Annotated in this window: 14 protein-coding genes and 1 pseudogene; 6 read left to right on the top strand and 9 right to left on the bottom strand. The window is 61.2% G+C overall.

Features of this window, described 5'->3' with window-relative positions:
* Positions 1-911: 911 nt before the first annotated feature.
* Entirely contained in the window at positions 912-2,060 is a 1,149-nt protein-coding gene (locus tag DQG19_RS17250; RefSeq protein ID WP_116127537.1) for a tyrosine-type recombinase/integrase, read from the bottom strand.
* Positions 2,061-2,386: 326 nt separating this feature from the next.
* Between DQG19_RS17250 and typA the strand changes: the two genes are divergently transcribed.
* From typA to DQG19_RS17230, 5 genes are all read left to right on the top strand, one after another.
* A complete protein-coding gene (gene typA / locus DQG19_RS17245) occupies positions 2,387-4,192 on the top strand; it encodes a translational GTPase TypA (protein ID WP_116127536.1) in 1,806 nt (601 codons plus the stop codon).
* Between the two features lie 331 nt (positions 4,193-4,523).
* Positions 4,524-4,652 carry a hypothetical protein gene (locus DQG19_RS21510; protein WP_255418775.1) on the top strand — a complete coding sequence of 43 codons (129 nt, stop codon included), beginning with the start codon at positions 4,524-4,526 and terminating at the stop codon, positions 4,650-4,652.
* Positions 4,653-5,292: 640 nt separating this feature from the next.
* Positions 5,293-5,865, top strand: a complete 573-nt coding sequence (locus DQG19_RS17240; RefSeq protein WP_116127535.1) for a DUF6580 family putative transport protein — start codon at positions 5,293-5,295, stop codon at positions 5,863-5,865.
* Positions 5,866-5,873: 8 nt separating this feature from the next.
* The gene (locus tag DQG19_RS17235) at positions 5,874-6,644 is read left to right on the top strand and encodes a DUF481 domain-containing protein (RefSeq protein ID WP_116127534.1); all 771 of its coding nucleotides are present in this window, start codon (positions 5,874-5,876) and stop codon (positions 6,642-6,644) included.
* Positions 6,645-6,777: 133 nt separating this feature from the next.
* Entirely contained in the window at positions 6,778-8,880 is a 2,103-nt protein-coding gene (locus DQG19_RS17230) for a prolyl oligopeptidase family serine peptidase (RefSeq protein ID WP_198661788.1), read from the top strand.
* Positions 8,881-9,267: 387 nt separating this feature from the next.
* On the opposite strand, the gene arsS is transcribed toward DQG19_RS17230, so the two are convergent.
* From arsS to DQG19_RS21670, 3 genes and pseudogenes are all read right to left on the bottom strand, one after another.
* Positions 9,268-10,341 (bottom strand): arsenosugar biosynthesis radical SAM (seleno)protein ArsS, encoded by a 1,074-nt coding sequence (gene arsS, locus DQG19_RS17225; RefSeq protein WP_116127532.1) that lies wholly within the window; start codon positions 10,339-10,341, stop codon positions 9,268-9,270.
* Positions 10,342-10,379: 38 nt separating this feature from the next.
* Positions 10,380-10,715 (bottom strand): arsenosugar biosynthesis-associated peroxidase-like protein, encoded by a 336-nt coding sequence (locus DQG19_RS21675; protein WP_116127545.1) that lies wholly within the window; start codon positions 10,713-10,715, stop codon positions 10,380-10,382.
* Positions 10,716-11,018: 303 nt separating this feature from the next.
* Positions 11,019-11,642, bottom strand: a pseudogene (locus tag DQG19_RS21670) (metallophosphoesterase family protein); the annotation flags it as partial.
* 488 nt (positions 11,643-12,130) lie between these two features.
* Between DQG19_RS21670 and DQG19_RS17210 the strand changes: the two are divergent.
* Positions 12,131-13,744, top strand: coding sequence for a sigma 54-interacting transcriptional regulator (locus DQG19_RS17210; protein ID WP_157974573.1), 1,614 nt, complete (start codon positions 12,131-12,133; stop codon positions 13,742-13,744).
* 7 nt (positions 13,745-13,751) lie between these two features.
* Here DQG19_RS17210 and DQG19_RS17205 read toward each other — a convergent pair whose 3' ends face one another.
* The 5 genes from DQG19_RS17205 to DQG19_RS17185 are packed head-to-tail and all read right to left on the bottom strand — an operon-like array spanning position 13,752 to position 20,857.
* The gene (locus DQG19_RS17205; protein WP_116127530.1) at positions 13,752-14,093 is read right to left on the bottom strand and encodes a tRNA-binding protein; all 342 of its coding nucleotides are present in this window, start codon (positions 14,091-14,093) and stop codon (positions 13,752-13,754) included.
* Positions 14,090-15,487: a sodium:solute symporter gene (locus DQG19_RS17200; RefSeq protein WP_232826550.1), complete on the bottom strand. Its 1,398-nt coding sequence runs from the start codon at positions 15,485-15,487 to the stop codon at positions 14,090-14,092. The genes DQG19_RS17205 and DQG19_RS17200 overlap by 4 nt, the downstream gene beginning before the upstream one ends.
* Positions 15,472-16,902: a SusD/RagB family nutrient-binding outer membrane lipoprotein gene (locus DQG19_RS17195; protein ID WP_116127528.1), complete on the bottom strand. Its 1,431-nt coding sequence runs from the start codon at positions 16,900-16,902 to the stop codon at positions 15,472-15,474. Before DQG19_RS17195 ends, DQG19_RS17200 begins: the two co-directional genes overlap by 16 nt.
* 20 nt (positions 16,903-16,922) lie before the next feature.
* Positions 16,923-20,150, bottom strand: coding sequence for a SusC/RagA family TonB-linked outer membrane protein (locus DQG19_RS17190; RefSeq protein ID WP_116127527.1), 3,228 nt, complete (start codon positions 20,148-20,150; stop codon positions 16,923-16,925).
* A 41-nt stretch (positions 20,151-20,191) separates the two neighbouring features.
* On the bottom strand, positions 20,192-20,857 hold the full coding sequence (locus DQG19_RS17185) for a DUF2064 domain-containing protein (RefSeq protein ID WP_157974572.1): 666 nt from the start codon (positions 20,855-20,857) through the stop codon (positions 20,192-20,194).
* Positions 20,858-20,930: the final 73 nt, after the last annotated feature.

The following is a 20,930-nucleotide window of genomic DNA, read 5'->3' as shown; positions in this document are numbered from 1 at the left end:
CATCCACCAAACAGATTTTGTAAACCTCATTCTTTTTTTCCGTCGACCAGTCGAATTGAAAGTCACGAGAAGAACTGAGCCATCGGTAATCCTCTTCGCGTAGTTTTTCAATGGTGGAAGCGAGGGACTTACCTGACTGGCGGTTTTTGAGTGGCATCTGGCTTGATTGCCCTTAAAGATACGACTTGTTGATGACTTTGATCAACTTTGATAGGTTTTTCTGAGGGGATGCGGGTATTGCTTTCGGCGAACGAGGGCGCCTACGCTATCCGGGATCATTCGAGCACCGGCTCCAAACCTGAAACACAAAGCTAGCCTTTGCGCCGCCAGTGAACATGGGACAAAACCCGGAGCGCCAGCGGAGGCTTTTGGCCCATTGAGAACGGCGGCGCAATGGCCACTACCGTCACCCTAGTGCTTGTCTTTGACCACGGAGCCCCCGGATTGACGTAGGCGCCGTGTTGGCGGACGTGGCCGACGCACCCTGCTTTCCTCTGGCGGATTGCGCCTTCTGCGGAGCGAAGCGCAGGTGGCCGGGCTTTAGCCCGCCACTTGTCGATTCGCTGCAGAATGGCGCAGTCCCGGCGATTACCGGTCAACCTTTAGCCCGGGCGCGGAGATGCGCAACTGATTTGGCATCAGCCCGCGGGCTAAACTGCCAATGGCCGCCAACATCAACCTATCCGCATTGCGTGAAATTACACTATGGTGGTGAAATTATTAACGTGAACACGACACCCAGTAGTCAGAATCACGCAACTGGAGAAGGAGGTGCGGATGCTATTGACGGGTACAGTGCAGTTGACGTGAACACACCGCCCGGATGTCGGAAAGACGCAACGGTCAGTCCAGCATGCTTGCCCACCCCCGTACCTCTGCCGTACTCGACGCCCTCCGTCTTCGGGTTTCGCTCATAAATCATCCAGCGGACTGATGATCCGTTGCTTCTCCGCACTGGATACGTGAGTATAGATCTCGGTGGTCCGACTGCTGGAGTGCCCCAGCAATTCCTGAATGTGACGCAGGCTCACTCCCCGTTCCAGCAAGTGCGTGGCGTAACTGTGCCGCAGGGTGTGTACGGTTGCGTAAGGATTTACTCCGCTCGCCTTGATCGCACGCTTGAAGATCGCCTGTACGCTACGAACGGAATACTGACCACCCTCCCGGCCCTCGTAGAGCCAATAATCCGGACGGTATTCCTCCCGGTAGCGCTCCAAATCAGATAACAGCGTCTGGGGCAGTGTCGTGTAGCGGTCCTTGTTGCCCTTACCGGAGTGTATGTATATCTGCATGCGGTCCACCAGCAAGTCAGTGAGGCGGAGCCGGCACACTTCGCCCAGCCGCAGGCCGCCCCCATAAATAGTTTTCAGAATGCAGCGGTGTTTGAGATTATGCACCGACGCTAGAAGTCGTTTTACCTCCTGTACGCTCAGTACCTGCGGCAGCTTCTGCGGATTCCTAGGACGCAATTCGATAAAGGTCTTCTCGCGCTTCTCTACGTGCTCCATCCAGAATTTGAGCGCGTTGAGCAGCTGATGCTGGGTGGCAGGCGCCCACCCGTCACGGTCGGCCCGGTCTAGTAGGTAATGCTTCACTACTTCGGTAGTTACTTCTTCTGCTTGCAGGTCAGGATGGGTAGCGAAGAACCCGCGGAGATGTGAAAGGTAAGATTTCACCGTACGCCAACTGTACCGCAGTACCCGCAGCTCTTCCTCTACTCGCAGCAGTCGCTCCTGCCAGTGTGACGCAAGCGGCCTGCCACTCTCCATTTTCTTTACCCGCAAGGCGGACTCCTTCTCCTCCACCGGCCTGACCCCCGGCTGCTGGGGGGTGGGGACGAGGTCGAACGTCCACCGAAGAACCCACCTACCGAACGTATCCTTCAATGCAGCTATGGTTTCGGGACCGGCGGGCGCCGACCAGTATTTTTGGTCCCGATGGTAGCTCAAGCCATCAACGGCCGCGCAGCGGTTCGTGAAATCCGCGATGAAGGATTGCGGACGAAATACGTAGCGTATATCAGTGTTTCCGGTAACTTTCTGGATCAGTATGTTCGACATATGCGGGGCTTTCCCGTAAAGGAAAGGGTACTACCATCCACTTACCCGACTATAAACGTATATATTCGACTATAAACGTTTACACACGGCTTCGCCCTCCATGCGTCGCCGCCGGTACCGCCATCAATCTTTCAGCCTTGGGTGGATTGCTCATCCGCTTCCAAAGTAGCCCATCCCACCCAACCTGCCAACCCCATGTTGCTCACCTTCCCCTGCACCCGCGTGCGCGTCCCCTTCTTTGTACCCGTTACGGAAGTACTTACGCCTGCCAACCAAAAAACCCGTACCTTTGCGCGCTTAAACCGGCACCCCAAAAGCCAACCCGTATGGAATCTATTCGCAACATCGCCATCATCGCCCACGTCGACCACGGCAAAACCACCCTGGTGGACAAAATGCTGCTCGCCGGTCAGCTCTTCGGCGATCACGAAAGCCCGGGCGAACTGATCATGGACAGCAACGATCAGGAGCGTGAGCGCGGCATCACCATCCTGGCCAAGAATGTGTCTATCAACTACAAGGGCACCAAGATCAACATCATCGACACCCCCGGTCACGCCGACTTCGGCGGCGAGGTGGAACGCGTCCTCAACATGGCCGACGGCGTGCTGCTGCTCGTGGATGCCTTCGAAGGCCCCATGCCGCAGACCCGCTTCGTAATGGACAAGGCCCTTAAACTCGGCCTGAACCCCCTCGTAGTGGTCAACAAGGTCGATAAGCCCAACTGTACCCCCGAGGAAGTCCACGAAATGGTCTTCGACCTCATGTTCAGCCTCGACGCCACCGAGGAACAGCTCGACTTCCCCACCATCTACGGTTCGGCCAAGAACGGCTGGATGAGCGAAGACTGGCGCAAGCCCACCGACAACATCCTGCCCCTGCTGGATGCCATCCTCGAACACGTCCCCGCCCCCAAGATCAAGGAGGGCAATACCCAGATGCTGGTTACCAGCATCGAGTTCAGCAAGTACATCGGCCGCATGGCCATCGGCAAGCTGAGCCGCGGTACCCTGAAGCGCAACCAGACCGTCACCCTCATCAACCGCGAAGGGGAAGAGACCAAGCAGCGCGTCCGCAACCTCTACACCTTCCAGGGCTTCGGTCGCACCGAGGTGGAGGAAGTGCAGTCGGGCGACATCTGTGCCCTGTTCGGCGTGGAAGGCTTCGAAATCGGCGACACCATCGCCGACGGCGAAAACCCGGAAGCCCTGCCCACCATCGCCATCGACGAGCCGACGCTCAGCATGGTCTTCACCATCAACGATAGCCCCTTCTTCGGTAAGGAAGGCAAGTACGTCACTAGCCGCCACATAAAGGATCGCCTCACCGCCGAGCTCGAGCGTAACCTCGCCCTCCGCGTCGAGGAAACCGATAGCGCAGACAAGTTCAAGGTGTTCGGCCGGGGCGTTATGCACCTTTCCGTACTGATCGAGACGATGCGCCGCGAGGGCTACGAGCTCCAGATCGGCCAGCCGCAGGTCATCGTCAAGGAGATCGACGGCCAGAAGCAGGAGCCCGTCGAAGAACTCACCATCGACCTGCCCGACGAAATGTCCGGCACCGCCATCAACATGATCACGCAGCGTAAGGGCATGATGCTCAGCATGACGCCGAAGGGCGAGCGGGTCACCCTCGAATTCGAGATCCCCAGCCGCGGTATCATCGGCCTGCGCTCCAATATGCTGACCGCCACCCAGGGTGAGGCCATCATGACGCACCGCTTCAAGGAGTTCCAGCCCCACAAGGGCGAGATCCCCGGCCGCCTCAATGGCTCCCTGATCTCTATGGAGAACGGCAAGGCCATCCCCTACTCCATCAACAACCTGCAGGACCGCGGTCGCTTCTTCATCGACGCGAACGAGGAGATCTACGAAGGACAGGTGATCGGCGAGAATAGCCGCGCCGTCGACCTCGTCATCAACGTGACCAAGACCAAGAAGCTCACCAACATGCGCTCCTCTGGCAACGACGATAAGGCCCGCCTAGTACCGCCCCGTAAGTTCTCCCTGGAAGAGGCCCTCGAGTACATCCAGGCCGACGAGTACGTGGAAGTTACCCCCGAAAGCCTGCGCCTGCGCAAGACCCTGCTGCGGGAAGCCGAGCGCAAGCGCGGCGAGAAGATCACCATGTAAGCGGGAGATATCCCGTTACGATCCGATTTCTGACCGACCGATTCTTTCCTTGTACCCAGGAAGCAGCGCGCCTGGTAGGGTCTGCCGCTACGTATGCTCGTAAGCTTGCGTACATACGCCATGGCTGATGCAACTAGTTAGGTTGGCCACAGGAATGGTTGGATGTTATGCAGCAGTGGGCGAAGCGATTGTTTCGCTCCTGCTGCATAACTCGCCACCTTCCTTTTCGCTTTTCACGCCGCCGTCATTGGTATATACGTCAGTGTAGCAGGGGCTGAACCACAACTTGTATCGTTGTCCATACCACCCGAATCGCTGTTGCGGTCCTGATGTGTTTGCCCCTTTCCTGTGCTTCCGTTCTGCATCCAAGGCACCAATGCCCGAGGACCTGTTCCGGCTGTCCGCCCAGGTAGTACGCTCCAACGCCGCCGACGCCCCCGACGCCCTGGAACTGCTCTAGGTAGGCCGGGAGTACACCCACTATTTGAACCTGTACATAACGGACCTAGTCACCGTAGGCCGGGACGTCCGCCATCGGAACGCCAACCAGACCAGGCCCGGTAGAAGGACATCATCTCCGGCGTCCGGAACCGCGACAATACGGAAGTGATCCAGATCCACGTATCCATCAAGCCGGAAACAGCGTCGGTCCCATACAGAGTGCCGACGGGAAGCTTATCGGCATCCTAGCTTCCAGGATCCGCGGTAGCGGCGTGGAGGGTATCGCCTTCAGGTTTTTCGCTTACAGGGTTCTTGCCTCGCGCGCCGTCCACTGATCACGGACGACTCCCGCCCCACCGCAGACAGCAAGTGTTGCGCCGGAGCGCGGGAGCAAAGGAAGTGGGAGAAATTAGGTTCAGATGGGTTCGCCGCGTGGCGGATTGCACCGGTGTAGTGGTATTCGTGGGTCCCCGGTGGCATCGGGTGTTGGGTTCGAAGCCTTGGCTGAGCACATCTTACCGCCCGGTGCAGTTGATTACACCCTCGCTCGACTACTACGGTACGAGTGCGGTCGGCCAAAAAAGAAGCAGCATTTGCCTGGCCGGGCTTGGTCAGGCGTCCGCCGGGTGCATTGTATCTTCGCAGCCTAATTCGCCCCCATGCCAAAAACCGATCGTAACACCACCCTAATTCTGTTAACCGGACTCATCCTGCTTGCCGCCGCCAGCCGCCTGCTGCCGCACTGGCCGAATTTTGGTCCCTTGGGCGCCATGGCCCTCTTCGGGGCCGCCGCCTTCGGCCGGAAGTGGATGGCCTGGTTGGTGCCTTTCGCTGCTCTTTACCTGAGCGACCTGGCCCTCAACAACCTGTTCTACGCGGAGTACTACGAGGGCTTTTACTGGGGCTTCAGTACCTGGGTCTACCTGGGCTTTGCGCTGACGGTCCTGTTGGGCTTCGGCCTGCTCCGGGGAAAGCGCTTCAGCTGGCTGCGAATCGGGGGGGCTACCGGGGCGGGTACGCTGCTGTTCTTCCTGCTGACCAATTTCGGAGTGTGGCTCGGCTCGGCCTTCTATCCCCAGACCGGTGCCGGCCTTCTGGCGGCCTACGCGGCCGGTTTGCCCTTCCTGCTCAACAGCGCGGCGGGTAACCTCCTTTTTGCCGGACTACTCTTCGGTGGAGCCCGCTACCTGATTCCCCGTTCCACCCTGGTCGGGGCCCCGGAACGCGCTTAACTGTTTGTATGCACCTAAGACGTCTGATACCCCTGTTGCTACTGGTTGCGGGCCTCCCCTGCACCCGCGTCAGCGCCCAGATCGTAAACATCGAGGACCAGCGCCGCGGCTTTGATACCATCGGCTGGTACGGCCGGATCGACCTGGGCGGCAACCTGACTAAGAACAGAAATTCGGTACTCAGCCTGAACGGTACCGTACGCGTGGACCGCAAGGGACGCAAGGTCGCGCTCCTTGGGCTCGCCGACTACAAGCTGGTGCAGGTCAGCGGCGATAACGCCCTCAATGCCGGCTTCGGGCACCTGCGCTACGCCTACTACCTGAGCGACAAAATTCGCTGGGAGACCTTTGGCCAGGTACAGTACAACGAGCAGATCCGCCTGCAGCTGCGCACCCTGGCGGGGACGGGGCCGCGCCTCAAGCTGCTGAGTGTCGACCGCAACCGGGTATACGTCGGTACGCTCTACATGTATGAGTACGACGAAGTGGCGAGCGGCGAGATCATCTACCGCAGTCATCGCCTGAGTTCGTACCTGAGCTTCAACCTCTACCCCTTCGAGCAGCTCTCCATCTCAAATACGACCTACTACCAGCCCATCCTGCCGGACTTCCGCCAGCCGCGGATCTCCACCACGACCACACTGGCGCTGCGGCTCACTACCCGCCTGTCGGTCACCTCCAACTTCAGCCTCACCCACGACCCGCTGCTCAACCAGGGCCTGCCCGACGTACCCAACACGACCTACGAATGGATCAACGGGCTGAGCTACAACTTCTAGGCGGCAGGCGTACCTTGTTATCCGGAACTCCCGACACAACCCGCCCCTTAACCAACGCCCGATGAACAAACTCCTGGCCCTACCGCTACTATGTCTCGCCCTGACGGGGTGTAACGACGACGAAACTCAAGCTATGGCAGACGCAAACTACCCGGCCATCCCGGTCACCTATCCCGACACCCGGACCGACGACACCCAGGACGACTACTTCGGCACCACCGTGGCCGACGAGTACCGCTGGCTCGAGGACGATAACAGCGCGGAGACCAAGGCCTGGGTGCAGGAGGAGAATGCATCGACCTTCGGCTACCTGGAGCAGATCCCCTTCCGCAAGGACATCGAGGAGCGACTCACCGAGCTGATCAACTACCCGCGGCTCTCCAGCCCCCGCAAAGTAGGCGACTACTACTTCTACAGCCGCAACGACGGCCTCCAGAACCAGGCCGTGATCTACTACAAGGAAGGCATGGACGGCGAAGAGCGCGTCTTCATCGATCCGAACGCCCTCAACGCCGATGGCACCACCAGCATCAACCTGCTCGGCGCCGATAAGGATAACCGCTACATGGCCTACAGCCGCAGCGAGGCGGGCAGCGACTGGAGCAAGATTTTCGTCCGTGACATCGCTACCAACAAGGACCTCGACGACACGCTCGAGTGGATCAAGTTCAGCGGCGCGGGCTGGTACGGCGACGGCTTCTTCTACAGCCGCTACCCTGCCCCGGCGGAGGGCGATGTCCTGAAGGGCAACAATATGAACCACTCGGTCTACTACCACAAGCTGGGTGACTCCCAGGACGCCGACCGCCTCGTCTACGGCAACCCCGACGAACCCACCTGGTACCACTACGGCGGCACTACCGAGGGGGAGGATTACTTTATCCTGTACGCCGCCCCGGGAACTGACGGCTTTGCCACCTACTACCTGCCCCTGCCGGGCGACGGACGGCTGCCGGCCCAGATCGACCCGATCGCCCTTTTCCCCGACACCAAGAACAAGAGCTCCATCGTTCACGCCGAGGGCCGCGACTTCTGGGTGCACACCGACATCAATGCCCCGAACTACCGCCTGGTCAAGATCGACCTCGACGAACCGAAGAAGAGCAGTTGGACCGAGATCATTCCCGAGGCCGAAAGCCTTCTCCAGGGTGTGAATACCGGCGGCGGTTTCCTCTTCGCCAATTACCTGGAGCAGGCAACCGACCGCTACTACCGCCTCAGCTACGACGGTGAAAACAAAACCGCGATCGACCTGCCGGGCGTGGGCTCGGCCGGCGGCTTCGGCGGCAAGGAGGAGGATGACAAGCTGTTCTACGTGTACACCAGCTTCATCTATCCGCCGACCATCTTCGAGTACGACATCCAGGCCAATACGAGTACGCCCTTCTTTCAGCCCGAGCTCAAGTTCAACCCGGAAGATTACGAGGAGAAGCAGGTCACCTACACCAGTAAGGACGGCACAGAGGTCACGATGTTCCTCGTCCACAAGAAAGGCCTCCAACTCGACGGCAACAACCCCGCCTATCTCTACGGCTACGGCGGCTTCAACATAAGCCTCTCGCCCAGCTTCAGCATTATGCGCCTGCCGCTGCTGGAAAATGGCGGCGTCTTCGCCATGGCCAACCTGCGGGGCGGCGGCGAGTACGGCGAGGAGTGGCACCAGGCCGGTATGCTCGGCAAAAAGCAGAACGTGTTTGACGACTTTATCGCCGCGGGTGAGTACCTCATCGAGGAGGGCTACACCAAAAAGGACAAGCTGGCCATCGCCGGCGGTTCCAACGGCGGTCTGCTCGTCGGTGCGGCCATGACCCAACGCCCCGACATGTTTGCCGTGGCCTTCCCGGCCGTCGGGGTCATGGACATGCTGCGCTACCACAAATTCACGGTCGGCAAGGGCTGGATCCCCGAGTACGGCAGCAGTGAGGATTCGAGCATGTTCCCCATCCTCCACGCTTACAGTCCCCTCCACAACCTGAAGGAAGGCACCGCTTACCCGGCCACCATGGTCACCACCGCCGATCACGACGACCGCGTGGTCCCCGCCCACAGCTTCAAGTACGCCGCCAAGCTACAAGCCTCCCAGGCCGGCGACAAGCCCGTCCTCATCCGCATCGCCACCGACGCGGGCCACGGCGCCGGCAAGCCCATCTCCAAGACCATCGAGGAGCAGGCGGATATGTGGAGCTTCTTCTTTTACAATACGGATACGCCGGTGCGGTATGGGGTGAAGGGATAGTTCTGTAGTTCTGTAGTCGGAATTCCCCCACGAACAGCAGATTTATCAACCCGTAGATATAAATGACTACCAGCGACCGCAGGGAGTGCGACTACAGAACTACCAGCGACCGCAGGGAGCGAGACTACAGAACTACAGAACTACCAGCGACCGCAGGGAGCGAGACTACAGAACTACCAGCGACCGCAGGGAGCGAGACTACAGAACTACCAGCGACCGCAGGGAGCGAGACTACAGAACTACCAGCGACCGCAGGGAGCGAGACTACAGAACTACAGAACTACCAGCGACCGCAGGGAGCGAGACTACAGAACTACAGAACTACCAGCGACCGCAGGGAGCGAGACTACAGAACTACAGAACTACCAGCGACCGCAGCGAGCGAGACTACCCCACCACCTCCCCCCCACAGCTACTACCAGCCCCGGCCGTACACCCGTAGCAGTGCTGATTCAGTACGATATTGCGGTTGCGGAGAGCCCCGGCGTCGAACTCGGAGAGGTGCTGTCCCTTGGCGGCGACCTTGAGGTCGAGCATCTGGTTGAAGTCGCAGTCGTAGAGGTAGCCGTCCCAGCTGACACTGATGGTGTTGCGGCACATGAGTCCCTCCACCGTAGCCGGATTGTAGGCATCCACCAGTTTTTGCATGTACTCACCGTAGTTACCCGTCTCGAGGAGGTAGTCGAGGAAGCGGCTTACGGGCAGGTTCGTGATGGCGTAGAGCTCGTTGAAGACGATGTCGTATTTCCGCTTGAGCTGCCGCTTGAACTCGGCCTGCAGGGTTTCTTGCTTACCGGGCAGGTAAGCGCCGCTGGGATTGAAGACCAGGTCGAGCTTGAGACCGGTCTCGGGGTCGCCGTAGCCGACGCCGTTCAGCAATTTCAGGGCTTTGATGGAGTCCTCGAAGACACCGTCGCCCCGCTGCCCGTCCGTGCGGCTCTTGCTGAAGTACGGCAGGCTCGACACCACCTGTACCCGGTGCTTGGCCAGAAACTCCGGCAGGTCGCGGTACTTCGGATTGGCCATGATGATCGTGAGGTTGCAGCGGTCGATTACCTGCTTGCCCAGCTTCGTGCACTCCTCGACGAACCAGCGGAAGTGCGGATTCATTTCCGGGGCGCCGCCGGTGATGTCGACGGTGCGGATAGAGGGCGTCGCGGCGATGACCTGCAGACACAGTTCCAGGTCCTCCCGTTTCATATTCTCTTCCTTGCGGTCCGGACCGGCATCTACGTGGCAGTGGGCACAGGTCTGGTTACACAGCTTCCCGATGTTCAGCTGGAAGATCTCAATCTCGGTCGGTTTGAACGGCCGGTGTCCCTGCGCGGCCACCTTTTCGGAGAAGCGCGGCAGTTGCGCGTCGGCGACATCCTTACCGTTCAGTACATTTAGTTGCACATAGCCCTGGCTGAGGTCGGAGCCCTTGCGTTTCAGGGAAGTGGTTTTTTGCTTTACGCCCATGATCTTTATTTTAAATGTGAAATTTCAAATTTTAAATTTCACATCGTCACCTTCTCCACCTGCCGCTGCATCTGCCGCGCGTAGATCAGCGTGGTACCGGCCTTGACGGCGGCGGCGACGTGCACGGCCTCCATCATCTGCTCCTCGTCGGCACCGGCCTGCAGGCTGTTGGTGGTGTAGGCGTCGATGCAGTAGGAGCACTGGATGGCGTGGCTGACGGCGAGGGCGATCAGCGCCTTTTCCCGTTCGGTGAGCGCGGTGTCGCCTTCGGTGACGTTGCTGTACCAATCGAAGAACTTGCCGCCCATCTCTTCCTGCCATTCGGTGATCTTGCCGAAGGTGCGTAAGTCTTTGGGGTCGCTGTAGGAATTCATGGTGGTGAGGTTTCGGGTGCGGGTTTCGGATTTCGGGTTTCGGGTAGCGGTGCCGGGCGCGGACGCAGGTGCGGTGTCGCTGGCCAAGATAGCGGCATCGTAGGCTATCCCCTCCCGGGAGGCTTCTGTCGGGGGCATAATTTCGGTGTTGTCCCAGACGCCGGTCGACAGCGTAGCCGCGTAGCTGAGGGGCAGCCGCGTACGGTGACGGAGCATCTTCTCTTTCGCTTTCCGGTAGTCGTAATCGAGGGCGTAGAAGCTGACCGGTAGCCGATCACCATCGTCGCTCAGGATAGCGTACCAGGTGCGGGGCGTACCGTCGTTGGCGGGCATTCCCGCCGCCCCGGTGTTGATCCACAGCTTCCCGTCACGTGCGTCGGCGAAGGGCAGTCCGCTGTGCCCGCCTACGATGACGTCCGCGCCACTTACGTCGAAGCTGCGTTGCTTGGTTTGCCAGGGGGTCGACTTCCAGATGAATTCCGATTCGTGATCGACCGATCCGTGCAGTACCCGCACGCGCCGGCCGCCGTGGGTGAATTCGAGTTCACGCGGCAGGGTCCGCATGTAGGACAACCCTCGCTCCTGTACCTCCGCCCGGGCGTAGGCGTACCAGAGCCGGGCGAACATATCGCAGCGGCTCCCGTCGCTGAAATTGCAGCCGCAGTCGTCCACTCCGTCGCGCAAATTGATCTCCACGTTTCCGGCAATGGAGTGGACGCCCCAGTCCTCCAGCACGTTCAGACAGGCCTCCGGGTCGGCGCAGTACCCGGGCGTATCACCGGTACAGATCACGTTCCCGGGGGCGATTCCCAGTGCATCGGCCCGCTCGCGCAGCGCCGTGAGTGCCTCCAGATTCGAGTAGATACCTCCAAACAGGAGCACCGGTCCGTGCAGCCGGCCTACCTCAGGTACGCGGTGGGTTGTCATGGTGCTAAATACGTTATTTGCCCTCCCTTAGTTTTGCTGGGTACGGCTGCCGCCCGACCGTCCCAGCATTGCGACACCACTAACCACTCCCACGCGGAACGGATGGAAAATGTCGGGATAGGACCCAACCGGCCCGGACCTTTTTCACGAGATGTCATAAAAAAATCGGCCGATGATGGAATGCCCGATCGCTATTAGTTATTGTGCTGATTTTGCCGGTACACGAATTTGCGGAACATAGCCCTTCACAAGCTCCCGGCGCTGCGTACCTTATGCTTACTTCGGTAAAGCGACTGCGCGTCTGAACCTGGAGGTATCCACCTTTTCGTCCGACCCTTCACCGAACTCTCTTGCCTGTGCCCGAATATCCAATCCTGCCTGACCTGGTTAGCGAATGGATTGACGCGACTCCATTTCCTACCCTGCTTGCTTAGGAGCGTCATACCCTGATTCGTCAGAACTCCGCATTTGCGGGCTTCCTGCATGAAGTGAATTCCACCTACGAGCAACTGTTCTTTGCGCCGGAAAGCGTCGCGGATGTGGCGGCCTTGTCCGATGGCCTGCAGGTAGGGGAATGCGTCATCAAACCCATTACCTTAGGTCGGCGTAGGCACCACACGCTGCACCTTACCATCCTGTCGGTGGGAGACTTCCGGTACCTATGCTGTATGCTGCTGCCCGGCAGCGATCCGTCCGAAACCCGCCTCTCGGAAATACTGGACAGGATCGAGAGCCTTATTCTCCAGAGTGACGTCGCGGGCAACCTGACCTACCTCAACGCGCGGGCCCGGCAGGTACTTGGCCTCACCGGGAAAGCATCCAGGCTACCTATGCACCTGCGGGACGTTCAAGTCGACTTTTCGCCTGACTCCTTCGCGGAGACGGTGAGTAGCCTGACTCCCTCCGGAATTGCGCGCCTGCGCTCCCATTTCCGCCATACGGACGGCTCGGAAATCCCGGTGGAAGTGAGTATGGTAGCGAGCCAGCATCCGGGCGATGCTGCCTACGTTATTACGGCATGGCCGATCGCGGACCAGCTGGCCGATAAGCAGACCCTGGGTAACGCCCTGCTGGCCGCCAACCGGGACTGGGATGGCGCGACCCGAGAAACCGAACGCCTGCGCTCCGAGTACCACTATCCTTCCGCCGACCCGCCGCTGGTTTTTCGGAGCGATGCCTTCCAGCGGGTCATTAATCGGGTGGAGCAAGTAGCGCCGACCGACATCGACGTCCTTATTACCGGTGAGTCCGGAACCGGCAAGAGCGTAGTAGCACAAACGATCCACCGGCTCAGCGGCCGCGCCGATCAAGCCTTTATTTCGCTCGACTGCAGCTCCCCGCCCGCGGAATTGCTGGCCAGCGAGTTCTTTAGCTATCCCAAGGGAGCCTTCACCGGCGCTTTCCGCGACCGGGTGGGGCGGGTGCAAGCCGCCGACGGAGGTACACTCTACCTTTCTAACATAGAGGAATTGCCACTACCCCTACAGGCGCAGCTCAAGAAACTGATCGATGAGGAACGCTTTATACCCATGGGTGAGCAGGAGAAAGTCAACGTCGACGTGCGCCTCGTCGTTTCCCCGATCGCCGAATTGGCGGAAGCGACTGAGAGCGGACGGTTTCGCAGGGATCTCTACGTGCACTTGTCCGAGTACTCGATCGATTGTCCACCCCTGCGGCGGCGACCCGAGGACATTCCGGTCCTCATCGATCACTTCCTCGCCCGGTTCAACCAGGAGTGCAAAAAACCCGTCTCGGGCGTGGACGATTCCACCCTCGTACGGCTCATGAAATATGAGTTCCCCGGCAACGTAGCGGAACTCGAGAGTATGGTAGAGCGTGCCTTTATCGTCGGCAAGAAAGGGACCATCGAACTGCCGGAGTCCGTCCTGCCCACCGACGGCAGCTACCGTCCCGTACTCGACCTGTTCGACGGCCGCCTCACAGAATTTCTGCCCCTGGCGGACTACCAGAAAAAGTACATCGAGCTGGTCCTGGAAAGTACCGGCGGCCGGGTGAGCGGCAAGAATGGCGCCGCGGAGATCATGAAGGTCAACCCCCAGACGCTCTTCAGCAAGATGAAGCGACTTGGCATCAAACGGTAACCGGCGCCTAGCCGATCCGCAGGCCGTTGTCCACCCGTTCGTCGGGCCGCAGCAGGGTCACTACCCCACCCTCGCCCAGGGAGCCCAGTACCAGGCATTCGCTCATGAAATTGGCAATCTGCTTGGGCGGGAAGTTCACTACGGCCGCTACCTGCCGGCCCACGAGATCCTCCGGGCGGTAGCTATCGGTGATCTGGGCGGAGGTCTTCCGTTCCCCGAGCGGGCCGAAGTCGATCCGTAGCTTCAGGGCGGGGCGGCGGGCTTCCGGAAAAGCTTCCGCGGCGACGATCGTGCCGATGCGAATATCTACGCGGGAAAATTCTTGCCAGGTCAGGTCGGCATCGGTCATGCGGGGCGGCGATTGGTGAACAGCAACGGGGAGACGAATAGCAAGGTACATACCACCAGACTCACCACCGTCACCCCCAGCAAATCGCCGTATGCCGCGCTACCAAGGCGCCACCCCTCCGGCCAGAGCCCCAGCGCGTACAGGGCACCGAACCCCAGGCCCGCTACCACGCTGGCAAAAAAGCCGGCGCGCGGTACCGGCAACCACCACAGGCAGAACACGGGCGCCAGGCCGACCACCATGGCCCCGGACACCGTGGTAGCGGAAAGGATGGCGGGGTTCAGGAATACCGGTACCGTACCCAGTAGCGTGATGCCCGCCATCGCCCACCGTCCCGCGGATACGGAGGGTGCAATCCGATCCTCCGGCACCAGGTCCACTACCGCCAGCTTGGCGAAGCTGGAGAAGGTACTGTCGAGGGTACTGGCGGCAGAAGTGATCATAATGAAGTTCATCACCAACAGGATCGGCCCCCCGAGCAGCCGGGCCACCTCCACCGGGGCCTGACCGGTCACCCCCGCCAGCCTGCCGTATACGCCGACAAAGCTGAACAGGACGATGGAGGCTACGCCGATGGGTACGGCCCAGAGGTAAGCGCGCAGGGTCGTCCCGGGAGAGGAGAGAAACCCGCGGTCCGTCAGGACGGGATCGTGGAAGGGATAGCTGATGCTCTGGAGCACGGCTACCAGCAGAAGGTTCACGGCCCCGGAGGTCCCCGCACCTGCGTGCGCGCCATCAAGCGAGAGGAGGGGCCCCACGTGGTAGTCCATCCGCGGCAGGATAGCCCCGAGTACCACCGCCAGCAGCACGCCGAAGAGGGCCATCTGGATCACGTCGGTCAGAATGGACGACGACATGCCTCCCTTGAGGCTGTAGGCCAGGGTGAGGGTCGTGAAGACCAGGATCGCCCAGTAGTACGGAGCCGTACCGGCATCCCCGAAGTAGGTACCGATGACCATGGTATTGGACCACACCTCGTTGAAGAGGCGCAGGGCAATGAGCAGGCTGAAGAGTGCCACCGCTCCCCGCCCGAACTTGCTGCCGAGAAAGTGGTGAATGCTGCGGAAACCGCCCCGCGTACGGAGAAAGTAAATCACGACGCCGGCTACCGCGAAGCTGAGGTAATAGGCTGCATAGGCCAGACCGCCGGGAAGCCCATATTCCAGCCCGAGATTGGCCGCGTTGGTGATCGACTTGGCGAACAGCCAGGAGATAACGAGGCTGCTGGTGAGGGCCACCGCCCCCGGCGAACGCGACTGGCGGGCACCGCGGTAGAAGGAGTCGGACGAGCGCGCCAACGGCGACACGGCGAACAGCAGAATGCTGGATCCGACGACAAGGATCCACTGGATCAGGGTATAGGTGGCCAGTCCCTCCATCAGTCCACGTCCCACCAGACCGGCACGTTGATGCTGTTGCCCTGCGTAGCCTCGGCGGCACCGCGGTAGTTCTCGAAGTTGAGCGCCTGCTCGTCGGCCGGATAGGGAAAGCGGACGGGGTACAGCCCCCCGTTGAGGCTGGCGGCCACGGGCTGCAGGGCCGGGTAGCCGGTCCGGCGCCACTCGATCCAGCCCTCGTAGGCGTTGCCGATGCTCGCGATCCACTTCTGGGTGATGATCTGCTCGAGGGCCCGGTCCGGGTCATAGGTACCGCCACCACCGTTGAGGTAGTTGTCGGGCAGCGGCGTCTGCCAGTAGGCGAAGGCTTCCGTTACGCCGGTAGCGTACAACTCGGCCGCCGGGGCGTCGATGTAGCCCTTCAGGGCGGCCTCGGCCAGCAGCAGATGGGTTTCCCACGACGTCATGAAGTTGAAGTCGAGGTCCCCGGTGTTCTCCCGCCAGATGCGTCCGGGGCGGGCGTAGTTGTCGGGTACGATGGCGGTGGCGGCGTCGATCCCGTTGATGATACCGGTAAACTCGCCGGTATTGGCGGCCGGACGGTACAACACGTTGACGCGTGGATCGTCCAGGGCGGCAAAGATGCTGTCCGCCGTCTGCGACATCAGGAATACGTTAAATATCCCGACGCGGGCCGTGGCGAAGGCGAAGCTGTTGGGCGGCCCGGCGGCGAAGTCGAAGGTGGCGTTTTGTTCGGGTTGGGCTATGTAGTTGTTGGCCGCGTACAGCTCCGTGAGTTCCGCGCTGACGTCCTGGCGGGCGGAGATCCGGATCAGGGCCTTGATGCGCAGGCTATTGGCGAAGCGCAACCAGCCGTCGAGGTCTCCGTCGAATACGATATCGCCCCCCAGCCGGATTGCCCCGTCGTAGGCCTGCATGATGTCTACGGCCTGCCGAAGGTTGTCGAGGATGCCGTCGTCGGCCAGGTAGATGTCTTCCTGCCGGTCGTAGGCGGGCGTGACGATGCCGTCGGTGCGTCCCCGCACGGCTTCGAAGTAGGGTACGTCCCCGAAGATGTCCGTGAGGTACATGGCCAGGTAGGCCCTCATGACGCGGGCGGGACCTTCGTAGACGGCCGCGGCGGGGTTGACGCGGCTCTGCTCCAGGATGGTTTCGTTGTCGCGCAGGGCGGTATAGAGCACGTTCCAGGGGTTGCCGCCCTCCTGGGGGCTGCTGAGGGCGTGGCGGTCCAGCAGGTTGAAGTCGATCATGGCGAAGTGCTGGCTCAGGAGGTTGCCCGCTACGAAGGCCTCGTAGCTCATCGCGTCGCCGTAGCCGTAGAGGACCTGCCGCAGGAGCAGTTCGCTCTGCACGTCGGACGGCGCGTTCTGATTGGTATTTATCTCCTCGAAGTCGGCCGTACACCCCGCAAGGAGCAGGAAAAGCAGCGCGGTAAGGGGGGAAAGTCGCATGGCGGATCGTTGGGAGGGGATTAAAAGTCGAGCCCCAGGCTGAAGCCGAAGCTGCGGGCGCTGGGGTAGGTCATGTCTTCGACGCCGAAGACAATGCCCTGCCCCTGTACGGCGAACTGCTCGGGGTCGAAATGGGGTATTTCCGACCAGGCATACAGGTTGCGGCCGATGAGGCTGAGCGACAGTCCCTGCACCCCGGAGAGGAAGGAACCGGCCAGGGCGGCCCGGTCGAGGGACCAGGTCAGGCGCAGTTCCCGCAGCTTGAGGTAGCTGGCGTCGTAGAGATTGTTCTCCTCGTGGTTTCGGTCGTAGTAGCTCCGGTAGTAGGACTCGGCGGAGATGGGCGTGGTATTGTCCACGTAGACGGGCTCCTGGTCGGTACCGGTATTGATGACGCCGGGCACGACGATGCCCTCCGCGGGGCGGTAGGCGGTTTCTTCAAGTTGTCCGGCCACGCCCGCCAGGCTGAGCGACCGGCTGACCAGTTGGCCACCCGACCGCCAGTCGAGGAGGAAGTTCAGTTCGAGGTTGCGGTAACGGAGGCTGTTGGTGGCCCCGAGGATAAAGTCGGGGTTGGCGTTGCCCAGTTTGCGGAGCGTATTGTCGGCGACGAGTTGTCCCTGGGCGTTGAGCAGGAAGCGGCCGTCGTCGGTCTTGCGGTAGCCGGTTCCCCAGATGTTACCGATCTCGCCGCCGGGCTCGACGATGAAGTAGACCGTCTGGTTGACGGAGTTGTACACCCGGCTGTACGCCAGCGTGAAGCGGTCGGTACCGGCGGGCAGCGCGTCGACGGTGGCCCGACTGCGGCTGAAATTTAGGCGGGTCGTCCAGCGGAAATCGGAGGTGCTTACCGGGACCAGCGACAGGATCGCCTCCAGCCCCTGCGCACTGACGGTACCGCCGTTGACGATCTGCTGGGAATAGCCCGAGGACTGGGCGATCGGCAGGCTCAGGATCTGGTTCTCGGTACGCTGGGTGAACCAGGTGAAATCCAGTCCGAGTCGGTAATCGAGCAACCTGACGTCCCCGCCCAGTTCGGTAGTGGTGGTCTGCTCGGGCAGCAGGCGAGGCTGGGCGAGCGTGGACTGCTCGGTGAAGGTGGGGCGCCCGGCGAAGGGCGTACGGGCGACGAAGGTGGAGCTGGTACGGAAGGGTTCGGTATCGTTGCCCACCTGCGCCACGTTAGCCCGCAGCTGGAGGTAGCTGACGGCCGGGGGCAGCTTCAGCACCTCACTAGCTACGAAGCTAAGGCTGGCGGAGGGGTAGAAAAAACTGGTGTTGTCGGCGTTTGTTGGTGTAGCCAATGCGCTCGACCAGTCGTTGCGACCGGTGACGTCCAGGTAGAGGAAGTCCCGGAAGCCGAGGCGCGCCAGCCCGTACAGGCTGTTAATGCGCTTCTCGGCGGCCTGGTCGAGGACCACCACCGGACTGGCCGCGTTGCTCAGCCGGAAGATGCCGGGCTGGGCGAGCGTCAGGGCGTTGCTCTGGGTGTTCATGGCCGTCTGGGTGAGGCGGTTGCCTCCCGCCAGCAGGTTGAAACTCAGGGCACCGAAGTCGGTGGTGTAGTCAAAAAGAAAATCGGTGTTTATTTCACGGAACCGGACGTCGTTTTCCGCGTAGCCTCCCTGGGGGAAGCGGTTGGAACTAAAGTTCCGGCGGAATTCCCGTTGCTCGCTGCTGTAGTCCATGCCGGAGCGGACGCTCAGGCTCAGATTATCCAGCAACTCGTAACGGGCCGACAAAAAACCAAACAGCCGGTCACGGGTGAAGCTGTTGCGGTTCTCTAACAGGGTAAAGTAAGGGTTGTCAAAAAAGGTATAGTTATAGCTGTACTGCTGCACGCCCTCCAGGCCGGGCTGCCAGTAATCGCGCAGGATGTCAGTGTCGGTCTGCCGGCCGAGCCAGGCCGTCAGGTCGTAGTTGATGTTCTCCGAGCCGTACCCGCCGGCGGGGCGGTTGTCGGAGCCGCTGTTGATGTAGTTTAGGCTCGCGTCCACGTGTAGCCGGTCGACGGGTCGGAAGCCGAAGCGTCCGGCAAGCGTTTTCCGCTTGAGGTTCACACCGGGGATGTAGCTTTCGCTGCGCAGGTCGGTGGCCGATAACCGGAAGTCCCCCGCCGCGCCACCCCCGCTGATAGCGAGGTTATTGATGGCAGTGGTACCGGTTTCGTAGAAGTCACGGACGTTGTCCGGGCGGCTCACGAAGGGGGTCGGCGTGATCGGCAGACCGCCGTGCACCGCCACGTCGCCGCCACGTACCACGGTACCGTCCGGGAGCGTGACCGGGCTGTCGAACTGCGGTACGTTTACCCCGGCGTCGAGCCGCGGTCCGTAGCTGTAGGTGATGTTGTCCGAGATCCCGCCACCGAGACCGTCCACGAAGGCAAACTCACCGCCCTGCCCCTGGCCGTATTGGTTCTGGTAGCGGGGCAGCTGGAAGGGTCGGTCCAGCGTCAGGCTGCTGTTGAAGCTGATGCCGAGGCCGGGCTGCTCCCCGCCGCGCTTGGTGGTGATGACGATGACGCCGTTGGCGGCGCGCGTGCCGTAGAGGGCGGCGGCCGAGGCGCCCTTGAGGACGCTGACCGAGGCTACGTCGTTGGGGTTGACGTCCATCGCGCCGTTACCGAAATCCACCTCCTGAAAGCCGGCGGCGGCCTCGTCGGTGAGGTTGATGATGGTATTGTTGTTGATCGGGATACCGTCCACTACGAAGAGTGGGTTGTTATTGGTAAAGCTCGTTTCTCCCCGGATCACTACCTGACTGCTCGATCCCACGCCGGTAGCGCCCGCGGTGATCCGCAGTCCGGCCACCTGACCGCTGAGGTTGTCCAGGAAGTTTACCGCCTGTACGTCGGTGAGTGCTTCGGACTCGATCTGCTGGACGGAGTAGCCGAGCGTCCGGTTTTCCCGGCGTACGCCCAGCGCCGTGACGACCACTTCGGAAACCGTAACCCCCTGTTCCAAGACGATATCGAGGGAGGTCCGCGCGGCGTCCGGCCCCAGGGGCACACGTCGGGCGGCATAGCCTAAGTAGCTCACTACCAGGGTATCTGGCAGTTCAACCACGAGAGAAAAGTTGCCATCCACATCCGTGACCGTTCCGACGGCGGGTTGTCCCTGACGGTACACCGAGGCACCGATGAGGGCTTCGCCGTCCGCGCGTACGGTGCCGGAAACCGTAACCTGAGCGGACAGGACGGAAGTAATCAGCAGGCTACCCAGGGTAACCCACATACGAATGCGTCGCATAAAAGAGAATTGGAAAGAGGAGGAGGCGGTACCTAACGATCTCAGGCCACCCGCGGTGGTGCCCGACCGCGATCGGTCCTGCGAACGCGGAGTGTGCGTCGGGGCAAACCCGCTGCGACCGGGGCCGGGGTAAGCCGCAACACCAAGTCCGCCAGCTCGCCGAGCAGGCCCGACCAGCGGCACCAGTGAATACGCAGGTCGCGCAGGTGGTTGGCATCCGCCCGTACGGGCAGGACGTTGCCACCCACTAGCCGGTCCTGCAGGTCCGTAAAGACGTGCTGGGTACACCACCGTACTTCGGACAGATCGGTGCCGTCCACGTGATCACGCGAGATGCCCAGGAGGTAGACGCCTCCGCGTGTATCCGGGCCGAGCACGGCTTGTCCGGTGGCGAGTTGCCGCTCCGCGGTGCGGAGGAGTTGGGTACTCAGGCCGGGACAATCGCTGCCCACGACCAGAAGATTTTCGTAGCCACGGGCGAACGTGTCGCGTACGGCGTAAAGCAGTCGCTCACCGAAAGTGAGGCCATTCTGGACGCGCTCGTCCGCCTGGTATACGGGCAGCCCGGTCCGCGCCAGCACCCGGTGGGTGCGCCGCAGGAGGGAAGCGGTAACCCGCTGGCTTTCTCCTACCCCGCCAAAGTGCTTGTGCCGCGCTTCCGCGATGGCGGAACGCCCGAACAGCAAGATGGCGGTAGTTTCTTTCACGGCGCTAATGTCGCACTTAGGCGGGGGATGGACAAGTAAGGGATCAGGTACGACAAACGCGCGCCATCCGGAT

Source organism: Lewinella sp. IMCC34183, from assembly GCF_003390915.1.
Classification (GTDB): Bacteria; Bacteroidota; Bacteroidia; order Chitinophagales; family Saprospiraceae; genus Neolewinella.
Note: the sequence above shows the minus strand (reverse complement) of the source record. Positions and strands in the feature narration are given on the sequence as shown.

Coding starts and splice junctions, on each gene's coding strand:
- DQG19_RS17250 (WP_116127537.1), bottom strand. CDS start 2,060: ATGTCGAACATACTGATCCAGAAAGTTACCGGAAACACTGATATACGC.
- typA (WP_116127536.1), top strand. CDS start 2,387: ATGGAATCTATTCGCAACATCGCCATCATCGCCCACGTCGACCACGGC.
- DQG19_RS17240 (WP_116127535.1), top strand. CDS start 5,293: ATGCCAAAAACCGATCGTAACACCACCCTAATTCTGTTAACCGGACTC.
- DQG19_RS17235 (WP_116127534.1), top strand. CDS start 5,874: ATGCACCTAAGACGTCTGATACCCCTGTTGCTACTGGTTGCGGGCCTC.
- DQG19_RS17230 (WP_198661788.1), top strand. CDS start 6,778: ATGGCAGACGCAAACTACCCGGCCATCCCGGTCACCTATCCCGACACC.
- arsS (WP_116127532.1), bottom strand. CDS start 10,341: ATGGGCGTAAAGCAAAAAACCACTTCCCTGAAACGCAAGGGCTCCGAC.
- DQG19_RS21675 (WP_116127545.1), bottom strand. CDS start 10,715: ATGAATTCCTACAGCGACCCCAAAGACTTACGCACCTTCGGCAAGATC.
- DQG19_RS17205 (WP_116127530.1), bottom strand. CDS start 14,093: ATGACCGATGCCGACCTGACCTGGCAAGAATTTTCCCGCGTAGATATT.
- DQG19_RS17195 (WP_116127528.1), bottom strand. CDS start 16,902: ATGCGACTTTCCCCCCTTACCGCGCTGCTTTTCCTGCTCCTTGCGGGG.
- DQG19_RS17190 (WP_116127527.1), bottom strand. CDS start 20,150: ATGCGACGCATTCGTATGTGGGTTACCCTGGGTAGCCTGCTGATTACT.